The sequence below is a fragment of the Paenibacillus sp. FSL W7-1332 genome, assembly GCF_037969785.1.
Classification (GTDB): domain Bacteria; phylum Bacillota; class Bacilli; order Paenibacillales; family Paenibacillaceae; genus Paenibacillus_AQ.
Genome location: NZ_CP150209.1, coordinates 7,187,580 through 7,213,408 on the forward strand (window position 1 = coordinate 7,187,580; position 25,829 = coordinate 7,213,408).

At 50.6% G+C, this 25,829-nt stretch carries 24 protein-coding genes; 9 read left to right on the forward strand and 15 right to left on the reverse strand.

The window, feature by feature from the left end; genetic code table 11:
* Positions 1–23: 23 nt before the first annotated feature.
* The 6 genes from MKX98_RS32640 to MKX98_RS32665 all read right to left on the reverse strand — a co-directional run bounded on the left by MKX98_RS32640 (position 24) and on the right by MKX98_RS32665 (position 7,098).
* Positions 24–896, reverse strand: coding sequence for an RNA polymerase sigma-70 factor (locus tag MKX98_RS32640; protein ID WP_339220518.1), 873 nt, complete (start codon positions 894–896; stop codon positions 24–26).
* On the reverse strand, positions 874–2,172 hold the full coding sequence (locus MKX98_RS32645) for an NAD(P)/FAD-dependent oxidoreductase (protein ID WP_339220520.1): 1,299 nt from the start codon (positions 2,170–2,172) through the stop codon (positions 874–876). Before MKX98_RS32645 ends, MKX98_RS32640 begins: the two co-directional genes overlap by 23 nt.
* 239 nt (positions 2,173–2,411) lie before the next feature.
* Positions 2,412–3,728, reverse strand: a complete 1,317-nt coding sequence (locus tag MKX98_RS32650) for a 6-phospho-beta-glucosidase (RefSeq protein WP_339220522.1) — start codon at positions 3,726–3,728, stop codon at positions 2,412–2,414.
* A 65-nt stretch (positions 3,729–3,793) separates the two neighbouring features.
* Entirely contained in the window at positions 3,794–4,777 is a 984-nt protein-coding gene (locus tag MKX98_RS32655) for a BadF/BadG/BcrA/BcrD ATPase family protein (protein ID WP_339220524.1), read from the reverse strand.
* Positions 4,778–4,886: 109 nt separating this feature from the next.
* Complete coding sequence (locus tag MKX98_RS32660; RefSeq protein ID WP_339220526.1) at positions 4,887–5,783, reverse strand: AraC family transcriptional regulator; 897 nt, start codon at positions 5,781–5,783, stop codon at positions 4,887–4,889.
* 238 nt (positions 5,784–6,021) lie between these two features.
* The gene (locus tag MKX98_RS32665; RefSeq protein ID WP_339220528.1) at positions 6,022–7,098 is read right to left on the reverse strand and encodes a branched-chain amino acid aminotransferase; all 1,077 of its coding nucleotides are present in this window, start codon (positions 7,096–7,098) and stop codon (positions 6,022–6,024) included.
* Positions 7,099–7,220: 122 nt separating this feature from the next.
* On the opposite strand from MKX98_RS32665, the gene MKX98_RS32670 reads away from it, so the two are divergent.
* Positions 7,221–8,111, forward strand: coding sequence for a LysR family transcriptional regulator (locus tag MKX98_RS32670; RefSeq protein WP_113057843.1), 891 nt, complete (start codon positions 7,221–7,223; stop codon positions 8,109–8,111).
* A 69-nt stretch (positions 8,112–8,180) separates the two neighbouring features.
* Here the strand turns inward: MKX98_RS32670 and MKX98_RS32675 are convergent, their stop codons facing one another.
* The 4 genes from MKX98_RS32675 to MKX98_RS32690 form a co-directional block, all read right to left on the reverse strand.
* Complete coding sequence (locus MKX98_RS32675; protein WP_339220532.1) at positions 8,181–8,999, reverse strand: GNAT family N-acetyltransferase; 819 nt, start codon at positions 8,997–8,999, stop codon at positions 8,181–8,183.
* Positions 9,000–9,391: 392 nt separating this feature from the next.
* Entirely contained in the window at positions 9,392–9,928 is a 537-nt protein-coding gene (locus MKX98_RS32680) for a GNAT family N-acetyltransferase (RefSeq protein ID WP_071218703.1), read from the reverse strand.
* Positions 9,929–10,250: 322 nt separating this feature from the next.
* Positions 10,251–11,177, reverse strand: a complete 927-nt coding sequence (gene mphI, locus MKX98_RS32685) for a macrolide 2'-phosphotransferase MphI (RefSeq protein ID WP_339220534.1) — start codon at positions 11,175–11,177, stop codon at positions 10,251–10,253.
* Positions 11,178–11,685: 508 nt separating this feature from the next.
* Complete coding sequence (locus MKX98_RS32690; RefSeq protein WP_339220535.1) at positions 11,686–11,976, reverse strand: DUF6509 family protein; 291 nt, start codon at positions 11,974–11,976, stop codon at positions 11,686–11,688.
* A 199-nt stretch (positions 11,977–12,175) separates the two neighbouring features.
* On the opposite strand from MKX98_RS32690, the gene MKX98_RS32695 reads away from it, so the two are divergent.
* The gene (locus MKX98_RS32695; protein ID WP_339220537.1) at positions 12,176–12,805 is read left to right on the forward strand and encodes a hypothetical protein; all 630 of its coding nucleotides are present in this window, start codon (positions 12,176–12,178) and stop codon (positions 12,803–12,805) included.
* 93 nt (positions 12,806–12,898) lie between these two features.
* Here MKX98_RS32695 and MKX98_RS32700 read toward each other — a convergent pair whose 3' ends face one another.
* Positions 12,899–13,369, reverse strand: a complete 471-nt coding sequence (locus MKX98_RS32700; RefSeq protein WP_194540084.1) for a DUF3052 domain-containing protein — start codon at positions 13,367–13,369, stop codon at positions 12,899–12,901.
* 145 nt (positions 13,370–13,514) lie between these two features.
* Positions 13,515–14,576: a 23S rRNA (adenine(2503)-C(2))-methyltransferase RlmN gene (rlmN, locus tag MKX98_RS32705; RefSeq protein ID WP_194540085.1), complete on the reverse strand. Its 1,062-nt coding sequence runs from the start codon at positions 14,574–14,576 to the stop codon at positions 13,515–13,517.
* A gap of 306 nt (positions 14,577–14,882) precedes the next feature.
* On the opposite strand from rlmN, the gene MKX98_RS32710 reads away from it, so the two are divergent.
* Positions 14,883–16,364, forward strand: coding sequence for an FAD-dependent oxidoreductase (locus MKX98_RS32710; RefSeq protein WP_339220540.1), 1,482 nt, complete (start codon positions 14,883–14,885; stop codon positions 16,362–16,364).
* Positions 16,365–16,421: 57 nt separating this feature from the next.
* Entirely contained in the window at positions 16,422–17,018 is a 597-nt protein-coding gene (locus MKX98_RS32715) for a TetR/AcrR family transcriptional regulator (RefSeq protein ID WP_339220542.1), read from the forward strand.
* 93 nt (positions 17,019–17,111) lie between these two features.
* Here MKX98_RS32715 and MKX98_RS32720 read toward each other — a convergent pair whose 3' ends face one another.
* Positions 17,112–18,071, reverse strand: coding sequence for a metallophosphoesterase family protein (locus MKX98_RS32720; RefSeq protein ID WP_220687564.1), 960 nt, complete (start codon positions 18,069–18,071; stop codon positions 17,112–17,114).
* Positions 18,072–18,262: 191 nt separating this feature from the next.
* Between MKX98_RS32720 and MKX98_RS32725 the strand changes: the two genes are divergently transcribed.
* From MKX98_RS32725 to MKX98_RS32735, 3 genes are all read left to right on the forward strand, one after another.
* The gene (locus MKX98_RS32725; RefSeq protein WP_194540087.1) at positions 18,263–19,036 is read left to right on the forward strand and encodes a DeoR/GlpR family DNA-binding transcription regulator; all 774 of its coding nucleotides are present in this window, start codon (positions 18,263–18,265) and stop codon (positions 19,034–19,036) included.
* Positions 19,036–19,887 (forward strand): DMT family transporter, encoded by an 852-nt coding sequence (locus tag MKX98_RS32730; RefSeq protein ID WP_216533600.1) that lies wholly within the window; start codon positions 19,036–19,038, stop codon positions 19,885–19,887. The genes MKX98_RS32725 and MKX98_RS32730 overlap by 1 nt, the downstream gene beginning before the upstream one ends.
* A gap of 101 nt (positions 19,888–19,988) precedes the next feature.
* Positions 19,989–20,792 carry an alkaline phosphatase family protein gene (locus tag MKX98_RS32735; protein ID WP_194540089.1) on the forward strand — a complete coding sequence of 268 codons (804 nt, stop codon included), beginning with the start codon at positions 19,989–19,991 and terminating at the stop codon, positions 20,790–20,792.
* A gap of 71 nt (positions 20,793–20,863) precedes the next feature.
* On the opposite strand, the gene MKX98_RS32740 is transcribed toward MKX98_RS32735, so the two are convergent.
* Both MKX98_RS32740 and MKX98_RS32745 read right to left on the reverse strand, forming a co-directional pair.
* On the reverse strand, positions 20,864–21,352 hold the full coding sequence (locus MKX98_RS32740; RefSeq protein WP_233355147.1) for a cysteine hydrolase family protein: 489 nt from the start codon (positions 21,350–21,352) through the stop codon (positions 20,864–20,866).
* A 244-nt stretch (positions 21,353–21,596) separates the two neighbouring features.
* A complete protein-coding gene (locus tag MKX98_RS32745) occupies positions 21,597–22,076 on the reverse strand; it encodes a MarR family transcriptional regulator (protein WP_194540091.1) in 480 nt (159 codons plus the stop codon).
* Between the two features lie 367 nt (positions 22,077–22,443).
* Between MKX98_RS32745 and MKX98_RS32750 the strand changes: the two genes are divergently transcribed.
* Entirely contained in the window at positions 22,444–23,538 is a 1,095-nt protein-coding gene (locus MKX98_RS32750) for a GntR family transcriptional regulator (protein ID WP_194540092.1), read from the forward strand.
* Positions 23,539–23,573: 35 nt separating this feature from the next.
* The gene (locus MKX98_RS32755; protein WP_339220545.1) at positions 23,574–25,766 is read left to right on the forward strand and encodes a GH92 family glycosyl hydrolase; all 2,193 of its coding nucleotides are present in this window, start codon (positions 23,574–23,576) and stop codon (positions 25,764–25,766) included.
* The last annotated feature ends 63 nt before the right edge of the window (positions 25,767–25,829 follow it).

Here is a 25,829-nt window from a genome sequence, read left to right on the forward strand (position 1 = left end):
TAAATCGGCCCTGTTTTTTTGCATCACGGCAACTGTATATGCCTGAGTTTATCCGGATTTGCCACGGTATAAATCGTTTCGATCCGATGGTTCTTAAAAGCAAAAGAATAAATGAATTGGACACCGTTATCCAACCGGATCCGCATTCCCGGCAGACCATTGACGGTAAGATAAGAGTACGCATATTGTCCTTCATACATTTTAAGCAGGTTCAGATGCAATTGGATCACTTTATGGACTCCAACCACAGGAATTTGCGCAGCTCTGACTTTACCGCCGCCGTCCGAGTAGAGAACGACATTTTCGCTTAACAGCTCCAGCAGCTTACTCGTATTCCCCTGTAAGAGGGAGTCCACAAAATCCTTGATCTGCGCCTCCGCCACCGAGATCGAGGGTCTCTGATCAGGATCAAAATGAATGCTGCTCTTAGCGCGGCGGAAGATTTGACGGCAATTGGCACTGCTTTTTCCCAGAATTTCAGCAATTTCGTCATAGGAATAATGAAAAATCTCGCGAAGAAGAAAAACAGCTCTTTCCACCGCGTTAAGCTGCTGAAGGAGCAGCAGGTATGCTGTAGAAATGGACTCTTGCTGCTCTACGATAAGCGAAGGGTCCGTCTCTGACGCCATATTCTCGATCAAGGGTTCCGGCAGCCAGGGACCGACGTACAGCTCGCGCTTTTTGGCAGAAGAGCGCAGCAAATCCAAGCAGCGATTCGTTACGATTTTGTACAGAAACGCTCTCTCATTGCGAATGTCCTGCGGATGGGGCAATTGGTTATAGCTGATGAAGGCCTCCTGTACGATATCTTCCGCATCCATTACACTTCCCAGCATCCGGTAAGCTAACGAGAACAGAGCGGATCGATAGCTTTTATACAATAACTCTGTGCTCATTCGGGGTCCTTTCCTCACTTTCAAGCGAGAGTATATGCTGTACAGCCCGCTTGGCGCTTGCAGTTGCAGCATCAACCAAGAGTTCGCCATGCGCTGCCCATTCTCCCGCTACATACAACCCGCCGATTTCAGGGACGGCTGGACCCGGGTTCTCCTGGCGTTTCACATGCATAAAATCGTGGCAGACCGTGATGTTAGGAAGGTATTGTTTCTCCACGAGCTCGTTGCGCCAACCGGGCTGCACCAAGTCTAAGGTTTCTTCTAATTCCTGCAGATCCCTTCTTGCATCCTTCTCCTTGCCCTGATACTTAAGCAAGGTTATGACTTGTGCGCCATCATCACTCAGGTAAGCCGCTCGGGATTGATTCGAGAGAAAGACGGTTTGATCGAGGCCGTACACAAACTGCTGCTTCGGTTCCGGAAGACGACGCAGGGCTACATCCAAGCAAGCCGCTGTCACTTCGACCGCCTGCTCCTTCCAAGTATGAAGGGCCGTTTCTTCTGCATGGGGCACCAGTTCGTGAGCGACAGCTGGCGGTGTGGTAAGAATAATATGGTTTGCTTCTATTTTCATGCCATCGCCGCAAAGGACGTGCCTTACCTTTCCCTCGTGATGCTCAACCGAAATGACTTTATTCTTCGTCACGATTTGAACTCCCTGCTCCAGAGCCTTTTGTTTTAATTCATCGACCATGGCCCCCCAGCCCCGATCCAGATACAACACTCCCTTAAGCGCATGCTTAAGCTGCTGCAGTACAGGACCGGCAGCCTGCAGGTCAGGGGCTACCACATAACTCGCTGTACGCAATAGCGAATAGAATAAATTTCGTACCATCGGATCCTGCACGTTATCTTCAATCCATTCGCGCAGACTCATGTTGTCGTACAGCTGCGTATCCAGTTTACCTAATTTCGCAAGCCAGGCGCCGAGCTCCATCTTGCCCTTCCAGGATAATAGAGGGGTGGTGAATAGGGATTTCACGCCCATGGGCAACGGACTTAGTTTCCCTTTCCAAATCCCGTACCCGTCAATCGAAGGTTGGCCTCCCGGCAATTGGAGCCCTAATTCGCGAAAGGTTGAAAGGGCATCTCCATGATATAAGGCATGCCCGCCCAGATTGAAATAGGCTCCCTTCTTCTTATGGGTCATGGCCCGACCACCTAAACGCTCCTGCTTTTCAACGAGTATCGTTTGCTTTCCGGCTCTTGCCGCATAGATTGCAGCTGTTAAACCGGCTACGCCTCCACCTACAACGGCTACGTCATATTTTAGCATCCGTCATCATCCCTTTCGGTTTTATACGGGTATGACGGGCGAGGGCATCGAGATGTGACAGGAATGAAGATCCAAACCGAAAATTCATGTTATTCATGATTTCAAGACTCCTGTAAAAAACCTCTATGGACGCACTTTCATATACTTTCTGATAACTTCAATAAAACCCCTCTTCAATTTCGAAGAGGGGTTTTGCATGGCTCTATATCAAAATCGCACCGTTTGGGTTTCATTCCGCCTTACAGCACAGCCTCCGGCTTAAAAAAAGCCGGCAAGTACTTTTTGTTCGCCTCCAGCATTTCACCCAGCAGCTGCTTCGCTACACTTACGGAAGGCACCAGCGGATGGTGAACCAGCGCTTGCAGCGCAATGCCGCGATCACCGGTAATGGCGGCTTCGATCGTCAATTGTTCGTATACCTTAACCGCATGCATTAGCCCTTTTACATGGGAAGGCACGTTCTGCGGTGCAAGCGGGATGGGACCCTGGCCTGTTACCACGCAATTGATCTCGATGCTGGCGTCCGCAGGCAGGAAATCATAGATATTGCCGTTTGCGACATTCAATGTCTGGATATCATGGCGGTCATTGTAGATGGACGTCATCAGATTGACTGCCGCTTCAGAGTAATAAGCACCGCCCCGCTGCTCCAGCTGCTTCGGTTTCACGGCCAAATTCTCATCCTTGTAAAGCTCAAACAGCTCCTGTTCAACGCGGCTGACCACGTCCGCTCGGGTTCCGTCCTTCTCCAGCGATGCCTTCATATCCGCAAACATCGTATCGGTCATGTAGAAATATTTAAGATAATACGTCGGGATCGCTCCAAGCGAGCGGATAAAGTCCGCATCCCAGCCGAAGGTCGGCACGTTTTTCGCCGTATACGATTTGCCGCCGTCCAGCAGCTCCGGCATCTTCTCTTCCCCGTTAACGATAGCGGACGTCACCCAATGCAGATGGTTGATCCCGACAAACTCGGCCAGAACGTCCTTCTCCGACACGCCATACTCCGCCGCCAGAAACTTCTGAAAGTTAATCGGCGAGTTGCACAGACCGACCGATTTCACCTTACTGTGCTTAGCAACCGCCTCCGTGACGATACCCGCCGGATTCGTGAAATTCAGCATCCACGCATTCGGTGCCAGCTCCTCGATATCGCGGCAAATGTCCAGAATCACCGGAACCGTGCGCAGCGCCTTCAGCATGCCGCCCGGGCCCGTCGTCTCCTGCCCGATGACGCCGTGTTTAATCGGAATATGCTCATCCTGTTTACGTGCCGCGAGCAGGCCGACACGCATCTGGGTCGTCACAAAATCGGCACCCGCAATCGCTTGTCTGCGATCCAGCGTCAGGTGAACCTCGATCGGCAGGCCCGACTCTTTCACCATGCGTTTAGCCAGATTGCCTACAATCTCCAGCTTATGCTTGCCTTCTTCAATGTCAACAAACCACAGTTCGCGAATCGGCATTTGCTCATAATTGCGAATGAAACCTTCAACAATTTCCGGGGTATAGGAGGAACCTCCCCCGATGACCGCTATCTTTAATCCTGCTGCCACGTTAATCGCCTCCAAGGTATGATATCAATCCGTATTTATCAGGTTCTTATCCAACGATAAATTGATCAGGCTGTGGTTGCCTGCTCAAACGTAAATGCTTTCAGTTTGGCCTCCGCCTGTACATCAATGGCATGACCATCAGCGTCCATCGCGCAAAGAAGCGCGCCGGAAACCGGATCGGATGTCAGTCTTACACAGGTTGCATGCGGTGCCCGGACCGCAACGATCCGCTCGATCGCATCCGTCAGGATCGAGCTGTTCGGCCTGTTCAGCACACTGCCGATATAGACAATGTCAAAGGCTTCATCCGTCATGTCCAGCCGCCGGATCAGCGTACATACCGCATTGGCCAGCTCTTCGCCTTCATTCTCAAGAATTCGGGTGGCTACCTCGTCACCTGCTTCAGCCGCCTGGAACAGGGTCTTCACGAGGCTTGGCGGAACCTTCGTCTTGCCGTAGAGGACATCCTCATACATCGGTTCTACAGACGTGTATCCCATTTGCTCCAGTACGAGCGATGTCAATAAAGTTGCCGGTCCCCGCTCATCCCAGGCCCGAATGACTGCCCGGAAAGCCAGCGTGGCAAATCCGGAACCGCCCGCGTAGCCGTCTCCATACAAGAAGCCAAAGCCTCCATACTGCAGCTCTTCTCCCGCACGATTTCGGGCCGCGCTGTTGAAGCCCGTACCGCAGATCAATGCAGCGCCATACGGACGGCTCGTTCCAGCCCTCATCCCGATCATGGTATCGCATGCGATATCATGCTTAGGATAACCGAGAGCCCCGATCATCGGACGCAGGATCTCATAATCGGCTTCCCGATCTGCTCCGGCCAAGCCGAAATAAGCATAACTGATATCTTCTTTGGCAGCTCCAGCCTCTTGAAGAGCCGCATTGCAGGCTTCCTCAATATTACGGGCCGCATGTTCACGGTGAATCTGGTGATTGCCGTTCCCAGACGCTCCCTTGCCAAGAATGTTCCCTTGTTCATCGCAGATCACGGCGTGTGTCTTACTACCGCCGGCATCTACACCCAGATACAAACTCATGCATTTCACTCCTACCCGCCATACAGCGGCGTCATGTGGTGGTATATATTTAAGATACCGCTTCCACTGGCATCCATCTACTGTTATACGATCAAGGAGTGATACTATCTTACTGTTTCTTGGTTTTTGAAGTGGAGGAGATTATAGGAGTGCCGGCATAAGCACGCTCCCGAATTTCGCTTGGCGATGCGCCGACATGCTGCTTGAACAGACGATTGAAATTAGACAGATTCCGAAACCCGCAGGATTCCGCAATCTCGATAATTTTCTGGTCCGTCGTCTCTAGCAAGTGCACGGCATGCGTCAAACGCAGCTGAATCAGATAATGGTGCGGTGAAGTGCCGACCGCCTGCTGGAACAGAGCGCTGAACCGGGAAGGGCTCAGATGCGTTAAGTCCGACAGCTCCTGCAGCGTCCAGCTGTAGTCCAGCTGAAGCTCCATCGTGCGCAGGACTTCTTTTAACGCATGCATTCCCCTGCCCTTGATCGGCCTGTTCGCTTGAGCCGGAATCGAGAGATGGCGGTTCGCCAAACTCAGGAAACGAATAAGATCCGAGCGGATCAGGCTCATATATGCGGTACCTCGGGCTTGATACTCCTCCATCATGCGCCCCAGCAGGTGAGCCAATTCATCGTGCACGGGGGATTGCCTCTCCATGTTTCCGAGCGAACGGAAGGGAGCCATCAGATCCGGATCGAACTTGAGGTCGATGGATAATAATGAGGGCTCGAACATAATGACATCCATCACCAGGTTCTCAGTCTCATACGCCCGGTGAAGATCATTGCTGTTGATGAAAATAATATCCCCTTGCTGAAACTGGAGCTTCATCCCGTTGATCAGAATAAATCCGGTCCCGCTCTGAATATAATTGAGCTCCAAAGCATGATGCCAATGCAGGCGCTGGGCTCCGGCAAATATGCCGTGCGTGGTCGACGCTGTAAAAGGAAAAGCAGCGTTCGTAAAATCTATAGCATCAGGAACGACACTCTGCGGACGATTCACTAAAAAAGCACCTCCATGCCTTCGGACATCAACGTATCAACAATTTACCCTTATCGTAACATGAGCGCTTATTATACTTAAAACGTTTATGGACGTATTTCTCAGAACACAGGCCGCACTCACCCGGATGTTCTCTTGCGAAAATAGGCAGGGTAAGTCACTTGAAGGGTATACTTCCTATTACTAAAAAAAGACCTGCCTCAGTAGACCTGAGACAGGATCTTTAAAGAAAGGATCATTAAGATAATGCAAGCTCCACCGTCCAGCCGAACGGATCCTCAACCGTTCCGAGCTGGATGCCCGTGATGGCGTCATATACGCGTTTGGAGAGTTCGCCCGTTGCTCCCTCACCAATCTTCAATTGCTCATCCTGCCATTCCAGGGAGCCAATCGGTGAAATGACCGCTGCCGTGCCGGTGCCAAAAGCTTCGGTCAACAATCCGCTGCGATGGGCCTCCACGATTTCATCAATGGAGATGGCCCGTTCTTCTACCGGGATGTTCCAATGCTGAAGCAGCTGGATGACGGAGTTCCGGGTAACTCCATCCAGGATGCTGCCATTCAGTGCCGGGGTTACGACCGTATCACCCAGCTTGAAGAACACGTTCATGCTGCCGACTTCCTCGATATATTTGCGATGTACGCCATCGAGCCACAGTACCTGCGAGTATCCCTTCAGCGTTGCTTCATCCTGTGCCTTCAAACCTGCCGCATAGTTGCCAGCTGTCTTGGCATTGCCCACGCCGCCGGCTACGGCACGCACGTATTTAGGCTCCACGTAAATGCTGACCGGATTGATGCCTTCCGCATAATACGAACCGACCACCGATAGGATAATCATGAACTTGTATTGCAGCGATGGCGCTACGCCAAGCACAGGCTCGGTGGCGATCACAAATGGACGGATATAGAGCGATGTGCCAGGCTCGGAAGGAATCCAGTCGCGATCCACGAGCACGAGCTGCTTGAGCGCTTCCATAACGAGCTCCTCGTCCAATGCCGGAATGCTCAATCGTTGGTTGGACAGGTTCAGCCGCTGAATATTTTTGTTCGGGCGGAACATGAGAATCCGCTCATCTTCCGTCAAGTAAGCCTTCAAGCCTTCAAATACGGTCTGTCCGTAGTGAAATACCTTGGCGGCAGGGTCCAGTTCGATCGGCTGATACGGAACGACGCGCGGATCGTGCCAGCCTTGACTTGCGTCATAATCGAGAATAAACATGTGGTCCGTAAATACCGTGCCGAAAGCCTGTTTATGGTGGCTCGGCTTTGTCTTCGGGGTCTTCGTTAATTCCACGGGTATCGTGTAAGTCATGTGCACACATCTCCTTATTCTGCAAACGTTATTAGTTGAATCATATCAATGGATACCCTATATTAAAAATATCTGATTTATAGGGATACCATACCTTAAAGGTATGGATAGGGGGTATGAACATGGATATTCGACAGCTGCGATATTTCCTGACGATTGCACAGGAAGGGCAGATCACGCGTGCAGCAAAACAGCTCAATATGGAGCAGCCTCCATTAAGCCGTCAGCTGAAACTAATGGAGGAAGAGCTCGGGGTTCTGCTGTTTGAACGCAGCGGCAAGCAGCTTCAGCTCACCCACGCAGGCGAGCTGCTTCAGAACAGAGCGGCGTCCCTGCTGAACCAGTTCAATGAAACGCTAACCGAGGTAAAGGAGATCCATGCGGGAATCCGCGGCATGCTCTCCATCGGTGCCGTCGTCTCCTGTATCTCGCTCCTGCCGCAGCGCATCCATATCTTTCGGCAGCAATATCCCGAGGTCACGTTCAAGATCCGGGAAGGCGATCACTCCCTGCTGGCGGATCAGCTCGACAAGCGCAATATCGAGCTCGCGGTGACCCGGCTCCCTTTCGAATCCAGCTTCGGGCCTGAGCGTTATGCCGTTCAGCCTTTGCCCTCCGACCCGTTCGTCGCGGTCCTTCCAAGCAGCTGGGAAAGTGTATCCTCCCATTCGGAAATCTCGATGCGCGAGCTCGCGGAATATCCGTTCTTGTCCTTAAAAACCGATCAGACGATCGGGATGCATGAGCGGGTAATACAAGAATTTAAGCGCGGCGAACTTGAACCGCGTGTCATATGCGAATGCTCCAGCGTTGCCATTATCGTTGCATTGGTAGCGGAAGGCATCGGCGCCACCATTTTACCCGAGTCGGTGATGTCCTCATTTACGATTCCCAACATTCGGACACTGTCCATTACGAGCGCTGATTTCCAGTCGGATGTGGGTATTGTCTGGCTCCGGGATCATGTACTATCCAATCGGGCTATGCATTTTTTAGCTACCTTTATAGAATAACATTTATTGATGCCCTTCGTCTTCCCCGGCTTTGTCCAAGCCGTGCCGCTTTAGCGGATTCATTATTCGTTATTCATTGTTAACAAACTTGAAGTCGCTAATCGTCCCGCACCGGCTAAACCCGATATGTTGATACAATCGATTGGAGACCGGGTTGGCTTGATCGGCATACAGCATGGGCACCAAACCGTCCTGCAGCAAGCGAAGTCCGAGTTCTGCAACCAGGGCGCCGGCATAGCCTTTTTTCCGTTCAGCCCTCGGCGTGTATACAGCGTTGATTCGACCGTGCCGTGGTGACCGGTGTGCAACATTGGCCATCGAGACCGCTTTGCCGCCGGCTATCCATAAATTTAACCCCCCCTGCTGAATGAGTCGCTGCGCTGTCTCGATCTGGCTTGCCGCATTCGCGCGGACCCCATAAGCATCCTCCGAGAATCCGACCAGAAACTGGGCCACCTGCTGCGTATCTTCAACAGCGGCCTGCCTGATGTCGCCCTCGACGAAGTGAGGGGGCTTCACGGCGGGGGCATGATAAGACTCCATCGTCATATGATGACGGTAGGTCTCACGACGTTCCTCTGCGTAACAGCTTGCAAACCGCTCTGCCACATCCGGCTCCCCGGTCACCCCAGGCAGGGTCACCTCCTTAAGCTCGCCAACCAGCGCTTGGAGCAGGTGCTGCCGCCTATCTCCGGAAACCTTCCGGGAAATCCATAACCATGCGTTCCCGCGAGGAGAATGCGCAAAGATCATGCGTCCATCCGGCGATTTCAGCCCCAAGTTCTGCGGCGACCCGGCAAGAAGATGAATCAGATTGTATGACACCTCATCCTGAATAAAATCTTCCTGGTACAGCACCTCGTCCTGAGGCATTAACTTCGCAAGCATTCGTACACTCCTCTCTTTTCCATGGTCCAAAGGAACACAAAAAAGCTCCGTCCCCTGTAGGGACGGAGCCTTGTCTCCGCGTTACCACCCTGATTCGCACCGGACAAGCCGATACGCACTCTCGTCATCATCCATCAATGATGCCCCATGATAACGGCAGGGAATACCCGGATACGCCTCAAGTTATAAACGATCGACGGATCTGCTCCGAGGTGATGGCCATGCATCGCCGCTGACTGCTTCGCACCACCCAGCAGTTCTCTGGCTCAGCTTCCATTTGCGATCCTGGCGTCCTCATCCTAGCATGTTCGAAAATTTAACTCAGTTTACTCCCGGCGGCATCCAGCTGTCAAGCCCGATTTCACCTATAAAGAAAGGCTGGAGACTCCATCTCATTTGTTATTAAAACGGAAGACCAGCATATCCCCCTTCTCCGGATGGACGCCATCATGCTCCGTATATCGTCCGCCCGTGTACGTGTTCAACGTTTTTCGCCAAAAAATCTGGGTACTCATATTGCGCTCGGTCGGATTCGTTTGCAGCTCCCATGCACCTTGGAAATGATCGAACACAAGCTCAGCCGCTCGTTGGGCTACACCTTGTCTTCGAAAAGTCCGAAGCACAAAAAAATCATTCAAGTAGTACTGGATATTCGGCGATGGGATGTATGGCGTGGTCGCCACCAGAGCCAGCCCTGCCGCAATACCATCTACGGAGATCAGATAAGGAAAAAGAACCGATGGCTGCTCCCACCACACATCGAGCTGCTTGCTCTGCTCGCTTAAGGTCGGCACATCCTCTTTTTCAAATACACCGAACCGGTTAGGACGGACCCCCCATATCTCAGCAATGTCATGCAAGTACAGCGGATATATGTTATGCAGAATAAATGACTGTTCCTTCGGGCATAAACGTACCTCAATATTCACGGTCAATCCCCTCCCTAATGAATGATGTATGTAAGTTTAGTATGTCTAGGATAACATATTTACACTACCAAGAGGTTTACAGGTATGTAAATTGCGTTACGAATGTAATAAAAATCCGTTAACCCTACTCCTTATTTCACCATGATTTTATTATATGTCCTACAGCTCATCCAAAATAATGTTGAATTCTGTTAATTTATATCATGCAAAGAGCCAACCGAATGTATGCATCGGTTGGCTCTTTGTTTTCTCAGCGCTGTATTCTGTGCCTTTGCAGTCTTATCAAACGGGAATACCCCCTTGCTGCATCCTCCTGCGAGGCTTACTCCGTCAAACCCAAGGCATTCCGCGCCATCGTCATATACTCTTCCTGACCTGTCAGGAGAGCGAACTGGGCGATCAGCACGGGATACGCGGCATGCTGTTCGACAATATGATCGAACATGCGCGGCCATACCTTCCCTCCGGCTTGTTCATACCGGTCCAACAGGACACGGAGATTATGCTCGCCATAAATAGCGTAGTATAACACGAAGTCTTTGGCGGGACTTGCTACCTCGGACTCCGTCCAATCCAAAAGTCCGGTCACCTGCACGCGCTCATCAATCAGGATATGCGGGGGGTGAAGATCGCCATGGATGAGGGCAGAATGCGTTGGCCAATAGGAATCCTCCTCCAGCCATTTTTGCCACCTCTCCCACAGCGCATCGGAAACACCCAGACGGCTCTTGATGTCTTCCATATTTCGCGCCGTCTCATCACGAACCTCTTGGGGACTCTTTACCTGCAGACCTGCTGCTCGGGCTGCATCGTGATCGACGCCATGCAAGGCAACCAGCGCCTCAGCCAGTGAGCGGATAAACCCCTCGCCCGGATTCTCATGATCCATATTCCATGCATATCCTTCCATGCTGACGGAAGCGGCAGGCTCCCCGCTTAGCAGCGGGTAGGCAATGAGTTCCGGCGTGTAAATCCGCCAATCCGGTACATCAACCGGAAGATGGGATTGAATCAGCTTCAGGACTCGAGCTTCGTTATCTGCTCTATCCAGCACATCCGATCGTCTCGGTTTACGCAGAATCCACCGTGCTCCAGTCCCTGCTTCCTCTACGAATCCAACAAGGAAATCCATGCCGGATTCATTCATCTCTATTCCCTCCGGAATCAAATTCACCCCGTGTTTTCCGGCAATCTCCAGCATCTCTTGGATCACTTGTGTATAATCATCATTTGGTTTTGCTATTGTCATAAGGAATCAATCCCCTTCCATTTTTCATTGCATCAAGGCCGTCATTACAACAAAAAAGCACAGGCAACGAGCTGCCTGTGCTGGGTAACCGGAACGGGTCTTAGCTGTCCACCGTTCCTGGAATGCCTACTCGAAATACACATTCAAATAAAACAGGAGGGTGAGAACACCGTTATCCCGCAAATGAAAAAACGTGTACTTCTATAGACATATCATAAAAATGGGTTACGTAAAAAAGACGGACCCATCCCGATTACCCTGCATCTGTGCAGGTCTCTTTAGCGCTATATCATTAGCCGCGAAAAGATCTCAATCGGGAATAATCCAACATACGTAACCCTCCGTTCGTTTATAAGTTGTGTATAACTTTACCAAAGTCATTCGTAGTTTGCAAGGACTATTTGGGCAATATTTCCCATTACTTTGGAATAAGATTCCATCCGTTTAGATTTGTACAGAAATGCCCAAGTCACTCCGGACTTGCCTGTTCTCATCTTCCGGCTCTATTTTACGCTTCCTGCAAATGCTCTTTGCAAAAAGTCATGAGTTCTTCCTCTTCCTCGGGCTCCATATCGAAGTCCAGGTACTGGTCGGTTGTCCGCTCATAGAAGTCGTATTTTACAATGCGCGAAGACTCCTCGTCATCCAGATAAATCACTCTCAGATAGACGCCATGCTCCGAATAGAGCTCGTCGTCCTCCGGCACGTCCAAATCGCATACAAACTCAAAGCGTTTGCCTGCCAGGATTCCAAAAGGATCCTTCACCAGTTCAACGCTATATTCTTTGATTGTCAGCATATTCCCATCCTTTCTATCACTCTGATTATTATACACAACAGTGAGTGTCTTCTTACACTCTTTCTATTCGCAAATGGTTGCCTATCAGCACTCAGGGCCCTTCCCCCATTTTCTATTCTATCAGCGCATACCTCTTACGAGCTGCATCGAATTCACTTACGATAAAATAAGACTCCATTGAAAAGAGGAGATGAAGCGCGTGTCCCAGAAGGAACATCTGACCATCACAGTAGAGAAGGGCAAGCAACGTTTCTCCGTAACATCGCCTCTTGGTGGGGTGGGGCGATTCGTCTTTGTGGTGAACGATCAATTCACCAATGCCCCCAATACCACTCAAATCGCCAGTGGCGCCAGTAAAAGCAGCGCAGCAGGCAACAATGCGGCCATTAAATCCCCGCACACGTACCAACAACAAAGCGTCGGAGCCGGGGGAATCGCTAAAAATCTCGGATTAAAAGACCCCAAGGACAAGGACCATTTCTCCAAACATCATCCGAAACATCACTCGAAACATAGCAAGCATAAAAAAAATCAAAAAGAAGTGGTATTCGTCATTAACAAGCAGGTCGTAAAGCTTCCGAAGGGAGGCCAAAACGCGTCTGCAACGCAGATCGCAAGCGGCGCCGGCAAATACAGCACAGGCGGCACCAACTCCGCAATCGAGAGCCGCGGCACCAGACAGCAGCACGCCGTAGGCGGCAGTGGCAGCAAAGCCATTAACAAAGACGCCAACCAGCGTAAGCGCAAATTAAAGCACCACAACTGGAAGTCCAAACACCATGACTGGAAATCCAGACATGACCACCGAACAAAGAAGAAGACGTATTAAGAACACAAAATGACCCTCGAAGGGTCATTTTTCTTTGATTCAGGCTGTAAATTTCACTAAAATCGATCTCCCGTATGCCTATCGAACTTGCAATTATTTATCGTCCTCTTGACCGGTCCGTTCCTTCCCCTTCGCGGTTGCTGCGAACGATCTGGTCATGGACTTGATCAACTCCACTTTACGGTAACGCAAGGCGGACCAATCCTCATCGATAGCGATTTGCCGAACGGGCTCATAGCCTTCGTCAGCAAGAATGCCCGTAATACTCTCCCGGCTGCAATCGGAATTCTTGTAGGTTTTGGACGACTTCTTGGGGTAACACAGCCACAGCAGGCCATTGTCAGTCACAGAGCTGGCTGCGATCTTGGCTAAGCGCTGCAATTCTTCATTGCTTGTCCCGAAGGCTTGCACAAAATCGTAAGGCACTTGCTTAGGCTCCGTATGAACTTCCCCTTGCAGGGAATTGATGACCTCTTGAAAGGCCTGTGGTGCGTTTAGCATCAGAACCGGTTGGCCGAGGTCCTTGAATTGCAGCTTTTTGACGGTTGGATGTGTCTCCAGCATGTTAAAGCATCCTTCCTCTCGATTCAATTTTTATATAACGCTTCGGATTTCATTAAGAAGAGCATACCCATATGAATGGATACGCCCTTACAGCTGGTCAATCCACATAGCGGTTAAATTCCCCTGGGATTGCGCGTTATTCTTGTTACTGCGCTTTCTTGATCTGCTTGCTTCGCAGCTGCCCGCAGGCTGCATCGATGTCGGTTCCATGCTCCAGACGAACGCTGCAGCTGATGCCTTGTTTTTTCAAAGTATCGTAAAAAGAGGTAATCGATTCTTTTGTGCTGCGCTGATATTGGCTGTGCTCATCCACCGGGTTGTACGGAATGAGGTTCACATTCGCCAGATTGCGTCGCTCGCCAACAAGCTCTGCCAGCTCAAGCGCGTGCTCCCGCTGATCGTTCACATCCTTCAGCAGAATGTACTCCAGCGTGATACGGCGATTCGTTTTTTCCAGATAATAATCAATCGCTGCCATCAGCTTCTCGATCGGAATCGCTTTGTTAATCTTCATAATGCGGGTCCGAATCTCATCATTCGGCGCATGAAGGGAGATGGCGAGATTCACGCCCAGATCGCTGTCCGCGAACTCGACGATTTTGTTAGCCAGCCCGCTGGTCGATACCGTAATATGACGGGGACCAATGGCAAGCCCCTTATGATCCTTGATCACGCGAATGAAATCCGACATGTTCTCATAATTATCAAACGGCTCCCCGATCCCCATCACCACGAGATGGCTGACCCGCTCGCTTTTGCCTTGTTGATCCAAGTGAAGCTGAACCTGCATGACCTGCTCCACAATTTCCGCTGCGGACAAATCGCGGCTCTTCTTCAGCAAACCGCTGGCGCAGAAGCTGCAGCCAATGTTACAGCCGACTTGAGTAGTCACACAGACCGACAAACCGAATTTATGCCGCATTAATACGGTCTCAATCAGATTGCCGTCCACCAGCTTGAACAGGAACTTAACCGTTCCGTCCAGAGACTCCTGCTTGGTGTGCTCCTCCAAGGTCAGTATCGTATAATGCTCCGCGAGCAGCTGCAAGCATTCCGGATGCACATCCGTCATATCGGAAAAAGCGGTGACCCGCTTCCGATACAGCCACTCCCATACCTGTGTTGCCCGAAACTTTTTATGTCCACGCTCGCCCAGCCAAGCCGTCAACTGATCTAATGTTAATCCATAAATGGATGGTTTGTTCATTGATTGGTCCTCTTTCTATTCATAGTCCACTCCTTATTGTCCCAAAATTCCGAAGCGAACACAAGGGGAGTTATAGGCAATTCGCGCTTCTTATACGTAAATCAGGATTGACATATCCAATAAATACCTTTATCTTATGATTGACTGACCTAATCAATCATAAATATAGAGAGAAAGGAGACATCGCTCCATTCGTTAAGGACGTTCACCGCTATTTGTCCTGCTTCTTTATCCAAATTTGAAATTCAGAGGATGTTTTTCGTTTATTATTGACTGACTAAATCAATCTATATTGGAGGTCTTCGAATGAAAACAAAAGGCAAAGCGCTCATTCTAGGTGGAGGCATAGCCGGACTATTCGCTGCAACCGTGTTATCCAAGCATTACGAAGAGGTAATCATCACGGATCGGGATGAGTTTCCAGCAGGACCGGAGACTCGGGCGGGTACGCCGCAGGCCTATCATCCGCACCGTTTCCTTGAGCGCGGCAAGATGATTGTTGAACGATGGTTCCCCGGCATAACCGAGGAGCTGGTTCAGCACGGGGCCCACCCCCGGGCGCATAAGTCCGTTAAAATGACCAACCGCTTCGGCACGCTGGAAATGCCCGATGAGCCCAATGCGGGATGCAGCCGATCCCTGCTGGAGTGGACGCTGCGCAGCAGAGTGGCCAAACTGCCCAACGTCACCCTCCTACCGAAACTGACGGCCCAACAATTGCTGTTTGACGCAGACAAGAATACCGTTACCGGTGTGGTGTTCCGGGACAGAAGCGTCGAAGAGCCGGCGCTCCTTCATATGAATGCGGATATCGTCGTGGATGCAAGCGGGCGCGGTTCCAAGCTATCGGATTGGCTCCAGAACCTCGGTTATGCGACACCCGAGGCCGAGAGGCTGCACATATCCCTTGGTTATAGCACGCGGCATTATAAGGTGCCAGAAGACATCCAAGCGGCGTGGAGCACCATTGTGAACGAAGGAGATCCCTCCCGTGGTATCGGCACGGCCGTATTCAATCCGATCGAGAACCAGATTGCGGAGGTTGTTCTGTACCGCGCGGGAGGAGACTCTTATCCGACAACCAACCATCAGCTGTACGACCAGGAGGCACAAAATCTGTTCGGCGCTGCCATCGGAGATTTGTTTCAGCAGCTTGAACCGGTCTCAAACCCGCGCGGCTACCGGATCGAGGAATGCCTTAGACAGCATTTCGAGCAGATGGAGGATTGGCCTTCCGGTCTGCTGGTGCTCGGTGATGCTTTCTGCAGTTTCGATCCGATATTCGGCCAGGGCATGACGGTGGCCGCCATCCAGGCAGATACGCTGGACCAATGCTTGCAATCGATGCAGAATGGAGTTCTGCTTGAGGAGGGATTCGAACGCTTCGCCCTCCTAAAGATTCAATCCGCCATTGAGCCTGCATGGTGGCTTAGCGCAGCCGCGGATCTCAGATGGCCGGGCGTGACATACGAGGGCCACCTGCCCGCCCAAGGCTTCTCTTTTGCCCAGAGGCTGTTCGATATATGCCAGGAGCTGGCTTATGATCATAACGATATGGCCGTATTCGAACAGTATATGATGGTAACGGGTCTCTTCGCCTCACCTCAGGATTTGTTTAATGCCGAATATATCACCGCACTCGTGAATGCAGACCTATCGGGTAAAGGTAAAGCTTGGCTTCATCAAGTATTACAGGAGACAAACTTGCCCCTGGAAGAACTACTCGCGCGGATCATCCCGGTCTTTAATAACGAATTTCTGCCCTTATCCATGGGATTGCCCGAATAAATCAAATGCGTTATTGTTGATATCAGCAAGAGAATTCCATGATGAGGGATGGACGCAATGGCCCCGTTAAACGAAGAACAATTGCATCAAATACGCGACGAACGAAAAGAACAAATCATGCGAGCTGCCATCAAAGTATTTTCCAGAAGAGGTATTTTCGGAACCAAGATGAGCATGATCGCCAGTGAAGCCGGGGTCAGCCACGGTCTTCTCTATCATTATTTTAAATCCAAAGACGAGTTGTTCATCACGCTCGTTCAATGGTCGATGGAGGAGGCACGGCTAGCGCTCTCCGAAATCTATAACGTGCCCGGTACCCCTCTTGAGAAAATTACATTGCTAACCTCCATGATTCTCCAAGAGGATGATAATACGCACTTTATGCTGATTCAGCAAGCACGTACCTCGGATGGCGTGCCCGAAGAGGCCAAGCAGATTATCGAGAGCTATTCCATCCATGCCTTTGTTGACCAGCTGATGCCGCTGTTCGAAGCAGGGCAGGATGCAGGGGAGATTGCGGCTGGCGATCTGAGAGAGCTCGTAGCCTGTTATTTATCCGTGCTATCGGGATTAATGACGCTGAAGTCCCAAGAGGACCCGAGCTATACGCCCCCTAAGGCGGAGCTGCTGCTGCGACTGCTTAGGAACGGATAAGGATAATAACGCAAACCAAACACACCTCCCATGAAACCACCGGATCTTTTCCGTACATTTCATAAGAGGTGTGTTTTTGACTATTGTCGTATATCAGAGGGGCGTCTCGGGTTCATGCTTCTCCTGTTCCCGAATCTGCGAGCCGTCGCTCAGCGTAATCCAAGTGTCGAACTGCCGCTGTCCTTCATGCAGGCGAATAACCCTCGCACCACGGAGCATGCCTTCCCGGCCATATGTACCATAACCGGTAGCTCTGCCGTAACAAAGACGGATGCCGTGCAGCTCCCCCCAGTAATCATTGATATGATCATGTCCGGCGAACGTGCCCATCACATCGCCCCGCTCCAACATGGCCGCGAACAGACCGGTATTCACCTCCGGACAGCATACCCTTTCAAACTTGCTGCCGTAACACGTCTTCCGCTCCCACACCTCACGATACTCCGGCAGAGGGATATGGAAAAAAGCCAATGACGGCAGCGGATTCCCTTGATGCTTGGCGCTGTAAGCCAAGGACGCCATCTCATACCAGCGGATCTGATCGCGCCGAATCCAATCGTACCCCGGAACTGCAGGATGTTCGGACTCTCTCCCTGAATCGAAGAAGTACAAGACGGCCGCTGTCTCTTCCCCATTGCTGCCGTATAAAGGAAGCGTATAATTCCCCACGCCATGAATTTCCGGCGAGCCGTGCTCTGCACAGTTGTAGGTGTGCTGCAGGGCTGCATCCATAAGCTCTTCACGTGTGATATCCCCCTCCGTATCATGATTCCCGAATACGAAGGCCCAGCGAATTCCGCGTGACTCCACCGTCTTGACAACATCCTTGAAGGCCTGCACTGGATCCTGGCACTTTTTCCAGCCGGGATCGGCTTCCCCCGAATAAATGAGATCGCCCGTAAATACCACCAGATCAGGCTGCTCCAGGTCCAAAACCGTTTCCATGCAGCGCCGGCTCATCTGATCCTCCGGCTCCCCATTCTTCCAATGAATATCTGTGAACTGCACAATCTTGAAGGTATGATCGTCTCCGAATCGAAGAGTTGGCTTCAACATAAACGTCTCCTTTACATGGACATGTGGTTTTTCAATGAAATTATGTGGTTTTATGTGTATATTAGTGGGGATAGCAATGAAAAGTCAATGATTTTTCGTTGACAAGACGGTTTAACCAGCCTAATATAAAATCAAATCCACATCTTCGGTCAACATCAGTCATATATAATATTGAGGTGAATGAATTTATGTCTGTAACCTATGAGGAACGCAGGGGGAAGATTTTAAATCAATTGGAGCTGGAGGGCAAGGTGAGAGTCCACGCCCTTGCGGAGCAGCTGGAGGTATCCGCGGAAACGATCCGCCGCGATTTGGACCGGTTAGAGAAAGAAGGCCAGCTGCGCAAAGTTTACGGCGGCGCCGTCAAATCTCGTTCCGGGCATATTGAACCGTCCTTCACCAGCCGTTCCCAGACATGCGCAGAGGAAAAGGCCGCGATCGGTAAACTCGCCGCCTCCCTAGTCAAGGAAGGGGAGACCATTCTGCTGGATAACGGAACAACCACGATTGAAGTCATCCGTTATCTTAAGGACCGGTCCGATGTGACGGTCATCACCCATTCGCTGCCTGTCCTGAATCTGGCTATGGAGATTTTTCAGGGAAAGATTATTTATATCGGCGGGGATATGGACCGGACCAAGCAGGCGGCAACAGGTCCTCTCACTGAAATGCTGCTGGAACAGTTCAAGGTCAATAAAGCATTTATATCGGTCGGCGGTATCTCCTTAACCGATGGCATTACCGATTACAATTTGGATGAAGCCTATATATCGCGAAAAATGCTGGAGCGTTCGGAGGAAGGCATCGTTCTTGCCGATCACACCAAGCTCGGGGTAACCACGTTCTCGAAGCTCGCCAAACTGGAGGACATCTCCATGGTTATCACGGATCCGGGCTGTTCGCAGGAATGGGTGGATAATCTGTCCGCCCGCAGCATTGAAGTCCTTATCGGACATTTCTGATGGAGCTGCTATCCCTGCTGTTGGTGCTGTCTTCCGGTCTTACCCATGCCCTCTGGAATCTGTTCACGAAGCGAAGCATTCATAAATCGGTGTTTCTGTGGTGCATCCATTCTGTCACCTTAATCCTCCTGATGCCTTCATTTCTCATGGAGATGTCAGGGCTAAAGCTGGAACCGCACATTTACGGACTTATGCTGCTGTCTATGACCATTCAGGGCTTCTATATTACGCTGCTCTCCAAAGCCTATACCCATGGCGATATGTCCCAGGTATACCCGTTTATGCGAGGGCTTGGGGCCATGCTGACCTCGCTGTGCAGCCTCGTGTTGTTCCATGAGCATCTAAGTGCAGCGGGTTATATGGGCCTTAGCATCATTATCTTTTCGTTGTTTGCTTTATCGGGTTTGAAATTCAGAGGCCCTTCCAGCCTGAACCCCAAGGCCTTAATCTATGCTTGCCTGGTTGGGCTATGCATTTCCGGATATACCCTGACCGACAAGGCTGTTCTGGACGCAGGGGTCTCTCCGATCGCCCTGATTCAATTATCCAATATCAGTTATTTCATCGCTCTCATCGTTCCCGTGATACTGTCCAGAGGGCTGAAACAGGAATGGACGGTGAACTGGCGCACGATTCTGTTGGGCTCCATCCTGGCACCGGGATCGTACTTGCTATTCCTGTTCGCCATGCGGCTTACTCCGCTTGCACACATCGCGCCGGTTCGTGAAATCAGCACGGTATTCGGCACTCTGCTCGGCATCATCGTTCTGCGTGAGCAGCAAGGCTGGCGGCGAATCATTACATCCGTGCTCATCACGCTGGGTATCATCACCATTGCATCATGGGGGTAGCAACAGTCATTGCTACAGCAATCCTGTACACATGATGCATATTGTTTTATTCAGCTTCTATGCATAAAGATCAAATGGTTCTTACCAAGGAGGTTTTATCGATGGCTAAACGCGTCATTATTCTTGGAATTGATGGAGCAGGCAGGTTCGTTCAAGAAGCGGATGCACCGCATCTTCACGCCCTGCTGCAAGCTGGAGCCTACTCGTACGATGCGCAGACCGTATTTCCCAGCATCAGTGCTGAATGTTGGGGCTCGTTGTTATATGGCGTAAGCCCGGCCCAACACGGTCTTGATAATGACCGGGCGATCCACGGGCAAATTCCGGATGACTTCCCCTATTCGTCACTATTCAAGCTGGCCCGCCAGCAATGGCCGGATGCTCCTCTGTCCGCGTTCAGCTGCTGGGAACCGATCAACACAGGAATCATTGAGAATACGATCAATGTTCATATGGAATCCAAACCCGATCCCGAGCTGACGGAAGCCATCGTCGATTATATTCATCAGCAGCCCGATTTCAAACTGATGTTCATTCAGTTGGATCACCCCGACGGCGCGGGCCACAAGTACGGATTCGGTACTGATAAGCAGCTGGAGCAGATTGCCGTTACGGATAAGTACGTAGACATGATAATCGAGGCACTGGATGATCAGCAACTGCTGGAAGATACGTGGATCATCACGGTTACGGACCATGGCGGCGGAGGCGCTCATCCTAATGACCATGGCAGTGACCATCCGATGGATATGACCATCACCTGGGGGATTACGGGTCCGGGCGTAAAACCCGGCCTTCTCGACGCTCCGATCAGCATCATGGACACGGCCGCCGTCATCGGTCATGTGCTGGGGCTGCACACACCGGATTGCTGGGAAGGCAAGGTGCCCGAAGGAATATTTTAACCAGAAAATCGAATTATGGCGGAAGCCCGTCCTTATAAAGGATCATCTATTCATTATATAAAAGCCGGCGATTACACGCCGGCTTCTTTCGTAATGAGGATTTCTTCTGTTGTCTTCACGTCGGCAAACCATCTCAGGGTAGCGTTCACATGATCTATGATCTGCTGCGCGGTTAACACCGAATTGTTCCAGGTGCTGTGTGCATCGGATACCAGCGTGACATCATAGCCCAAACTGGACGCTCTCCTGCACGTGGTGTCTACGCATAACTCACTCTGCATACCTGCAAGAATCACATGTTCTATGCCTTGCTGCTTCAGTTTCTCTTCAAGTGAGGTGTTATAGAATGAATCCGGTCTGGTCTTCTGAATGATCGTATCCGACATCGCAGGCGCAATCTCACGGTTAATCTTCCACGCCTCCGACCCTGCCATCAAACCTTCGTCATTATGTTGTATGTAGAGGATAGGAATGCCGCCGCTTCTGGCTTTTGCGATCAGCTGCTTGAGATTGTGGAGCAATCGATCCCCTTCAAACACCGGATCATTCACTTGAAACATCTCATTCTGTACATCAATGACCAAAAGCGCACTCTTCTTCAACTACAACACCCTCCTGTACGATTCATGTACTCATCGATTTCATTATAGAACGAACGTTCTTATGATGTATATAAAAATTTAGATCTCTCATTAAAAAATGAACTCATTTCGCACAAAAAAGGAATCCCTCTCTTAGGACTCCCCTGCGTCTTCTTTGGCTCCCTTCGTAAAGCCGATAACTAGCAGCCAAGGCAACCTTCAGCTACTCCTCCTCGACGATAACCCTCGGGTGTGCCGACTTTTTCTTTCCATTATGCTGATGAAGCTTCCTCATCGTCTTGTAAAGCTGCTGTAACTCCTGTTCATCCAGAACGTCGAACATAGAGGTTTGGAAATCCGACAGCAGCGGAATAATTTCTTCCAGCAGGGCCTGTCCCTTATCCGTTAGCGAGATATACTTTACCTTCCAATCCTGCTTGCGGACAATCAGATCCAGCTTCTCCAGCCGTTTTACCATATGGGAGACACCGCCGCCGCTAATGGAAAGATATTCGGCCAGCTCCTGCTGTGATAAAGGTTGGTGCGCGAAGACCTGGATCAAAACGTCGAATTGGGCAACCGTGATGCAGAACGGCTGTAAGAACTCATTCGAGAGGTGATTGCCGATCTGTTGAAAACGGGTGATCCGAATCCAGGACAGCATAGCTAATCGGTTCTCCTGATGAAATCCCAATTGTTTCATTGACTCCATTCACCTCCCTACCCTAATCACAGTCAATTTATCACTCAAGTGATAGGCTGTCAAATCAACGCCCGCAGGCAAGGCGATAACCAGTTATGAATATTTGATATAACAATTAACATCTTTATCCGTTTGTTATATATACCAATTTATTCTCTCCAATTTATTGGCGTTGGAAGCGTCTAATCTTGAAATATATCCATGGACACGATACTATGGACATAGAATCTTTAAACTATATGCACCCGAGTAGTGTATTCCTTTTGTGCATTCAAACATAACAACTGTAACTTTTTATTAAATGTATCATTAGACTTTGACATAAACGCCACAAAATGATATATCAAATTCAGGGAGTGGATCCGCTATGGAACAAATTCCACTATATCAACATATCGTAAATGCTTTAACGGCCAAGATTGAATCCGGAGAGCTCCAGGCTGGAGATCAGCTTCCAACCGAAGCCGAGATTTCGAAGGAATACAACGTCAGCCGGATCACCTCGAAGAGGGCGCTGACCGAGCTGGAGAATGCCAAGCTGATCTACCGGATCCAAGGTAAGGGAAGCTTCGTGAGCACAGACAAAGCCCCTCAAAGGCACCTGAGCAAGACGAATAAGGAGATCCTGCTGATTCTGCCATTCGCTCATAACCCGGGACTTGGTGATTACGAAAAAGGCATCAACGAATATCTCGCAACGACCGACTACACTTTGAACATTCAGTCCAATACGATTGTCGGACAGCGGAAGCTGCTGGAAGCCGCGCTTCAAAGCGCCAATTCGGGGCTGATTCTCTACCCGATAAGCAGCATCTCGGATCTTGGCATTCTGTATCAGTATCACCTGGCACAGTACCCGCTGGTGACGATGGATAAATGCATTGAAGGGATTCCGTTCCGTTCGGTTGTCTCCGACAACTTCGGTGGCGGGTATCAGGCCTCCAAACATCTGATCGAGAATAATCATAAGAAGATCGCCTTTATCTCCTCCTTGAAGGTAGAGAACTCTTCCTCGATCCGGGAGCGGTATTTCGGCTATTTGAAAGCTTTGTATGATTACAAACTGATCGATTACAGCGTCAATGACTTGACCGACCGGTACTTAACCCATGACAACGACAACGGCAGAGAATACTATATTCAGTTTATTCAAGCCGTTGTGACGCAAGGAATTACGGGTATTGTTGCCGAGAATGACCTCATCGCGATCGAGATCATTCAGATTGCCAAAGAGCTGGGCCTGTCGGTACCGGATGATTTCTCCATCGTGGGCTTTGACAACATTCATCTCGCGGGCTTCGTTGAACCCAAGCTGACCACCATATCCCAGGATTTCGGACAGATGGGGTATCAGGCTGCACAGTGCCTTATCACCCTGATCGAGAATCCCCAGGATCACCCGCATGAGAATACCGTGGTTCCCGTTCGTCTCATTGAACGACAGACCGTGAAGAAGCTGTAACACGCCTATTTCTAAAAACCAAAGGAGACTTTTACATGCTGAACTATATCGATACAAGGCAAGGCACCAACAACCAATACACCTATTCCAACGGGAATGCGCTTCCTTATACGGGTGTACCTTTCGGTATGAACCATTATGTCGTCCAGACCAAAAACGAAGGAAGCTGGTTCTTCAACCCTAATGACCGCGTCTTCCAAGGCATTCGCCTGACACACCAGCCAAGTCCATGGATGGGCGATTTCGCCCACTTCCTGATGACTCCGATTGCGGACGACAAAATCAGAGGGTCCGTCTTCACCTGTCAAAGCTCCTACCGGCCTGAAGAAGCGACATTCAAACCCCACTATCTCAGAGTGAAGCAGCAGCGTTATAACATCACCACGGAGCTGGTTCCCAGCACCTACGGTGCGGCAATGCGTATGAAGTACAATTCCGGGCAGCAGGCAGGCTTTGTCCTGAATGTTAATAACATAAGCGAGTTCCGACTGGATGCAGCCCAGCGCAAATTAACTGGCTATGTCAGCAACTTCGCAGGCTGTCACGATGACGGGTTCCGTATGTACGTAGCCATAAGCTTTAGCAAGGACATAGATCTTGCTACAACAGGTTATTACAACGAAGAAGGCAAGTTCTTCCCTGCGGTTGCTTTTGGCGGTGTCGACCAGCACGTCGTTATTCGTTTCATAGACTGTGAAAGAGACGTGCTGGATGTTAAACTGGCGACGTCGTTTATTAGCCTGGAGCAAGCAGAGCTTAACCTTGCGCGCGAGCTTGACATATCCCTGGATGAGCAGAAGGAACTGGCTGCACAAGCCTGGAATCATTACCTTAACAAAATCCGGGTCACTCACTCGAACGAAGAATATATGCGCACCTTCTATACTTGCCTGTACCGCATGTTCCTGTTCCCGCAGAAGTTTTATGAGCTGGATGCCAACATGGAGCCGGTACATTACGATACAACGGCCCGATCCGTCAAAAAGGGCATTCTCTATACCAATAACGGCTTCTGGGATACTTACAAAACCGTATATCCGCTCTATTCCATCATCGCGCCCAAGGAATATGAGGAAATGCTGGAAGGTTTCCTGAATTCCTACCGCGAGACCGGCTTCCTGCCAAAATGGCTGTCCCCGGATGAGCGCGGGCTGATGCCAGGCACGCTTATTGACGCCGTCATTGCGGATGCGGCGGCTAAGGGACTGGCTCAGCACCTGCTGCCGGAACTGCTGGAAGCCATGCTGACCGCAGCCACCACGCAGAGCGGACAGAATTGTTATGGACGGCAAGGAACGCTGGATTACATCAAGTACGGTTATGTTCCAAGCAGCTATCACGAGAGCGTGAACCACACGCTGGATTACGCATACAGCGACTACTGCATCAGCCGCGTGGCCGATGTCTTGGGCCGATCGGATGTTGCAAACCAATACAGACAAAGCGCGCTCAACTACAGAAATATTTTCGATGCAGAAACCGGGTTTATGCGGGCCAAGGATCAGGACGGCCAATTCCGTCCGGATTTCAACGATACGAGCTGGGGGCTTGATTATGCCGAGGGAAGCGCCTGGCAGACCAGCTTTGCCGTATTCCAGGATTTCCAAGGCTTGATCGAGGCGTATGGTTCGGAGAAACGTTTTTTCGATAAAATCACCGAATTGTGCAACAAAGCACCGGACTTCGACGTACGGGGCTACGGCTTTGAAATTCATGAGATGAGTGAGATGGCTGCCATCGACTATGGCCAGCTGGCGATATCCAATCAGCCAAGCTTCCATATTCCTTATCTGTTCAACTATGTCGGGCAGCCCGCATCATCCCAGGTCGTCCTCAAACAGCTGATGTCGAACCTGTTCAACAGCGGCTTTGACGGTTTCCCGGGAGACGAGGATAACGGCAGCATGTCCGGATGGTATGTGTTTAGCTCCATGGGCTTCTATCCGGTATGTCCGGGCAGTAATGAATATGTGCTCGGCATCCCGTTGTTCGACAGCGTGAGTATTGAGCTGCCAAACGGCAAACAGATGTCGATTCATACCGACAACAACAATCCGCAGTCCAACTTCGTGGCCAGCGTTCAATTGGAAGGACAGGATTACACCAAACTGTACATTACGCATGAGGATATTCTGGCAGGCAAGTCCCTCGATTTCCGTCTCGGGCTGGCTCCAAGCTACCGTGCTTACAGCTCTGATGAGCTCCCGTTCTCGATATCGAAGAAGTAGCGATCACAGCTTAGTTCATATATGTAAGGGGTATCCCCATCAGGACAGCGGCCTGGGGATGCC